Below are 4,594 nucleotides of genomic sequence, written 5' to 3'. Positions count from 1 at the left end.
ACGCGTGCCGGGCCCCTTCGCGCGGCGCCACGGGACGGTGCACCGTGGCGCCGGGCTCCGCCGGGTGGCAGGTCAGCCCTTCTTGATCTCCCAGAAGCGGAAGACGGTCGAGGCGTCCAGGGTCCACTCGAGGCCGTTGATGCCGTCGCGGGCGACCGCGTACTGCTTGCCCTGCCAGAGCGGGAGCAGGGGCAGTTCCTCGGCGACCAGGTCCTGGAGCTTGTTGAAGTCCTCGGTCGTGGCGGATCGGTCGGCGGCGGCCGCCGTCTTCGGGAGGAGGCTGCCGGTGATGGTGCGGTTGTCGTAGTTGTTGCCGAGGACGTTGCCCGCGCCGAAGAAGGGCGCGGTGAAGTTGTCGGCGTCGGGGTAGTCGGGGACCCAACCCTTGACGTACACGCCGTACTTGCCGTCCGCGATGTCCTTCTCGTACTGCTCGAACTCGACGGACTTCATTTCGGCGTCGAACAGACCGCTGCCGTTGAGCTGTTCGGCTATCGCCTTGAGCTCCTGGTCGGTGGAGGGACCGTAACGGCTCGGCGTGGACCAGAGGGTGAGCTTCACCTTGCCGGTGATGCCGGCCTTGCGCAGCGCCTTCTTCGCCTTGGCCGCGTCGGGGCTGCCGTAGGTGTCGAAGAAGGCCGTGTTGTGGCCCGCGATGCCGGCCGGGACGATCGAGTACAGCGGCGTGGCGGTCGACTTGTAGACGTTCTGGACGAGCGCCTCGCGGTCGACGAGGTGGGCGATGGCCTGGCGGACGCCGAGCTTGCCGACGACGGGGTCCTTGACGTTGAAGACCAGGTGCTGGACCTCGGCGCTGGAGCCCTGGACGACCTCGACTCCCTGGTCGGCCGTGGTGGCGGACGCTTCGAGGGCGGCGATGTCGTCGGCGGAGAGGCCACGGTAGGCGACGTCGATGTCGTTGTCCGTGAGGGCCTTGGAGAGGCCGGCGCGGTCACCGCCGTAGAGCTTGAGCGTGACACCACTGTTCTGCGGCTTGGCGCCGCCCTGGTAGTCGCCGTTGACGGAGAAGACGGCCTCGGTGTCGCTGAGCGAGTCCAGCTTGTACGGGCCGGAACCGACCGCCTTCCCGTCGGTGCGCAGCGCGTCCGCGCTGTACTCGCGGTGGTCGACGATCGAGCCGGCGCCGGAGGCGATCTTGCTCGGGAAGGTGGCGTCGGGGGTCTTGAGCCGGAAGACGACGGTCAGGTCGTCCGGGGTCTCGATGGAGTCGATCGAGGAGAGCAGCGGCGCCGGGCCCGCCGGGTCGTCGATCTTCAGCGCGCGGTCGAAGGAGAACTTGACGTCCTTCGAGGTCAGCGGGTTGCCGTTGGAGAACTTCAGGCCCTCGCGGAGGGTGCAGCGGTAAACCTTGCTGCCCCCTTCGAAGGCGCACTTCTCGGCGGCTTCCGGCTCGGGCTCGGTGTTGCCCTTGGGGAAGCTGAGCAGCGACTGGAAGACGTTGTTGAACAGCAGCCAGGAGCCGGGGTCGTAGCCGGCGGCGGGGTCGGTGGCCAGGACCTCGTCGGACATACCGACGCGGACGTTGTCACCGGAGCTCGCGGCGCCGTCGCCCTGCTCGGTGCCGCAGCCGCTGAGCAGGGCGGCGGACAGCCCCGCGGCGAGGGGAGCCGTCAGCCACTTGTTGTGCTTCACAGAACGTGCCTCTTGATCTCTTGCCAGACCGGCGCGCGCCCGTGCGCGGCCGGTGTTACCGAGCTGGTTGCGGGGTCAGGCGGTGCCGCGGCCGAGCTCCCAGAGGAGCAGGTCCGAGGAGGTGTTCAGCGCCCATTCGACGCCGGTCAGATCGTCGCGCGCGGCGACGTACTGCTTGCCCTGCCAGAGCGGCAGGACGGGAACGTCCTTGGCGACGATCTTCTGGATCTGACCGAAGACGGAGCTTGCGGCGTTGCGGTCGGCCGAGCGGCGCGACTGCGGGATCAACTGGTCGCGGACGGACGCGTTGACGTAGGGGGTGTTGAGGAAGTTGTCGGTGTCGAGGAAGGGGGCGACGTAGTTGTCCGGGTCGGGGAAGTCGGGGAACCAGCCGAGACCGTAGACGGCGTAGTCGCCGCGCTTCTGCGCGGGCCTGAAGGTGGACCACTCGGAGCCCTGGACGGAGGTGTCGAAGAGGCCGGTGGCGTTGAGCTGGTCGCGCAGCGCCTCGAACTCCTTCTGGGTGCCGGAGCCGTAGTGGTCGGTCGTGTAGTGGAGGGTGACCTTGACCGGCTTCTTGATGCCGGCCTTGCTCAGGATGCCCGCGGCCTTCTTGGTGCTCGGCTCGCCGTAGCTGTCGAAGAAGGCGGTGGAGTGGCCCGTGACGCTGGAGGGGATCAGCGAGTAGAGCGGCTGGGCGGTGGTGCCGTAGACCGTGTTGATCAGCGCGCCGCGGTCGACGACGGCGGCCATGGCCTGCCGGACGGCCGCGTCCTTGACCGAGGGGTCGGCGGTGTTGAAGGCGAGGTAGCGGATCTCCAGGCCGGGGACCTCGGTGAGGTCGATGCCCTCCTTGGGCTTCTCGGTGAGGTCCTTGACCTGGTCGAGCGACATGGAGCGGGTCATCATGTCGATCTCGCGGCTCTCGAGGGCCTTGCCCATGGAGTCAGCGTCGGCGAAGGAGCGCAGTTCGACCTTGTCGTTGCGCAGGGTGATGTCGCCCTTGTACTTCGGGTTCTTGGTGAAGACGGCCTTGACGATCTTCTCGCCCTGGAGTTCCGTCTTCATGGTGTACGGGCCGGAGCCGTCCACCTCGAAGCCCGCACGGAGCTCCTTGGCGCCGTACTTGTCCTTGCTGAGGATGCCGGCGACCGGGGTGGAGAGCTTGTACGGGAACGTGGCGTCGGGCGTCTTGAGGTGGAAGACGATCTCGCGGTCGCCGTTGGTCTCGACGGTGTCGACGTTGGCCAGGAGAGCGGCCGTACCGTTGTCGGACTTGATCGCCAGTACGCGTTCGACGGAGAACTTCACGTCCGCGGCGGTGACGGGGGTGCCGTCGGAGAAGGTCAGCCCCTCACGCAGCTTGCAGCGGTAGCTCTCGCTGAGGCGGTCGCTGAAGCGGCAGCTCTCGGCGGCTTCGGGGACGGGCTCGCCGCCGCCGCGGGGCACGTGCATCAGGGTCTGGACGGTCTGCCGCAGGATGTTCCAGGCGCCGGTGTCGTAGGCGAAGGCCGGGTCGAGGGGCGCGGGTGCTTCGGCGGTGGCGAGGAACTGGTCCGTGGTGCCGACGACGATGGCTCCGGACTCGTCCGAACCGCCGCAGGCGACGAGCAGCGGGGCGAGCAGACCGGCGACGGCCGGCAGTGCCAAGGTCTTGCGGTTCATCCTGGACGTTCTCCTCATCCGGCACTGGGATACAGCGGGTACGGACACTCCGCCGCTGCGCCCGGTCGGGGCGGGGATCGGGCCGGGATTGGTGTGCGATCAGTCCTGTGCTCGCGGCATCTTGGGTGGGTTGCCGAGGCACGCGGAAGTGCGGCGAAGTACTCGCGAAAGATTAGTGGGCGAGGCCCTATTGCCAGGACCGCGGGCACTCGGCGACGGATGCGGATAGTGATCATGAATGCGGCGGGCTCGATAGTCATGCGGGGGCATGATTCGCCTGTGAGTGTGCGAATCAGGACACACGGGGACGACGGAATCACCGCGTTCCGGACACCTGACGCAGGACGGCCACCCGTCGACCGGCACGCTGGGTGACCAAGGTCACGTGCGTTCCTTTTCGGCGGGTGGCCGATTCATTTCGAGAGCGCGGTCACGGAAAATGCACGACCGGACGCCCTCTGTTTCTGTGAAGAGCCTTCAAGGAGAAATGCCCGGGGCAAGCTCAGGAAAAGCTCAAAGCCTTCACCGGCTCGCGATGAGCGTGCGCAGGAAGGGCACGTCCACGTCCTCCAGGGAGCTGACCACGACGCGGCCGGCGGACGGCGCGATGGGGGCGACGGAGGGCACCGCGACCACCCGGCACCCGGCGGCCTCGGCGGCCGCCACACCGGTCGCGGTGTCCTCGATGACCGCGCACAGCGCCGGTTCGGCGCCGACCCCGCTCGCGGCGGTCAGATACGGCTCGGGGTGCGGCTTGGTGCGCATCACCTCGTCACCGGCGACGGTGAGGGTGAAGCGGTCGCGGCCCAGGGAGGCGAGGATCCGGTCGATGATGCGCCGGTGCGAGGCGGAGACCAGGGCGGTCGGGATGTTGTGCTGGGCCAGCTCGGCCAGGAGCCGTTCGGCGCCCGGCATCATCGGTACGCCCCGGTCGATGCGCTGCTCGAACTTCTCGTTGAGCAGGACGGTGAGCTCGGCGATGGTGATGTCGGCGCCGGTGGCCTCGATCAGATAGCCCGCGCTACGGGTCATGGGGCCGCCGACGACGATGTCGCGCCATGCCTCGTCCAGCCGGTGCCCGAGGTCGGCGAAGGCCTCCACCTCGGCGTCCCACCAGAACCCCTCGGTGTCGACGAGGGTGCCGTCCATGTCGAGGAAGACCGCCTGCAGGGCGGAGCTGCCGTTGGTACGGAACAAGGACGCGGGGACCGTACTGGTCATCCGGCACACCTCCATGGAGGGACGAGAAGGCCGGTCACCCTCCCCGGTACGGGGA

The 4,594-nt window shown here is 68.3% G+C and carries 3 protein-coding genes; all 3 read right to left on the bottom strand.

Annotated elements, in window-relative coordinates; translation table 11 throughout:
• Positions 1 to 72 precede the first annotated feature (72 nt).
• Positions 73 to 1,653, bottom strand: coding sequence for an ABC transporter substrate-binding protein (locus ACFQ7Q_RS37645; protein ID WP_383563619.1), 1,581 nt, complete (start codon positions 1,651 to 1,653; stop codon positions 73 to 75).
• Positions 1,654 to 1,728: 75 nt separating this feature from the next.
• On the bottom strand, positions 1,729 to 3,318 hold the full coding sequence (locus ACFQ7Q_RS37640) for an ABC transporter substrate-binding protein (RefSeq protein WP_383563616.1): 1,590 nt from the start codon (positions 3,316 to 3,318) through the stop codon (positions 1,729 to 1,731).
• Between the two features lie 522 nt (positions 3,319 to 3,840).
• Positions 3,841 to 4,539, bottom strand: coding sequence for an HAD family hydrolase (locus tag ACFQ7Q_RS37635; RefSeq protein WP_383563613.1), 699 nt, complete (start codon positions 4,537 to 4,539; stop codon positions 3,841 to 3,843).
• Between the last annotated feature and the right edge of the window lie 55 nt (positions 4,540 to 4,594).

Origin of the sequence: Streptomyces sp. NPDC056527 (assembly GCF_042794475.1) — a bacterium.
In the GTDB taxonomy this organism is placed as follows: Bacteria; Actinomycetota; Actinomycetes; order Streptomycetales; family Streptomycetaceae; genus Streptomyces.
This window is presented reverse-complemented; position numbering and strand designations above follow the sequence as displayed.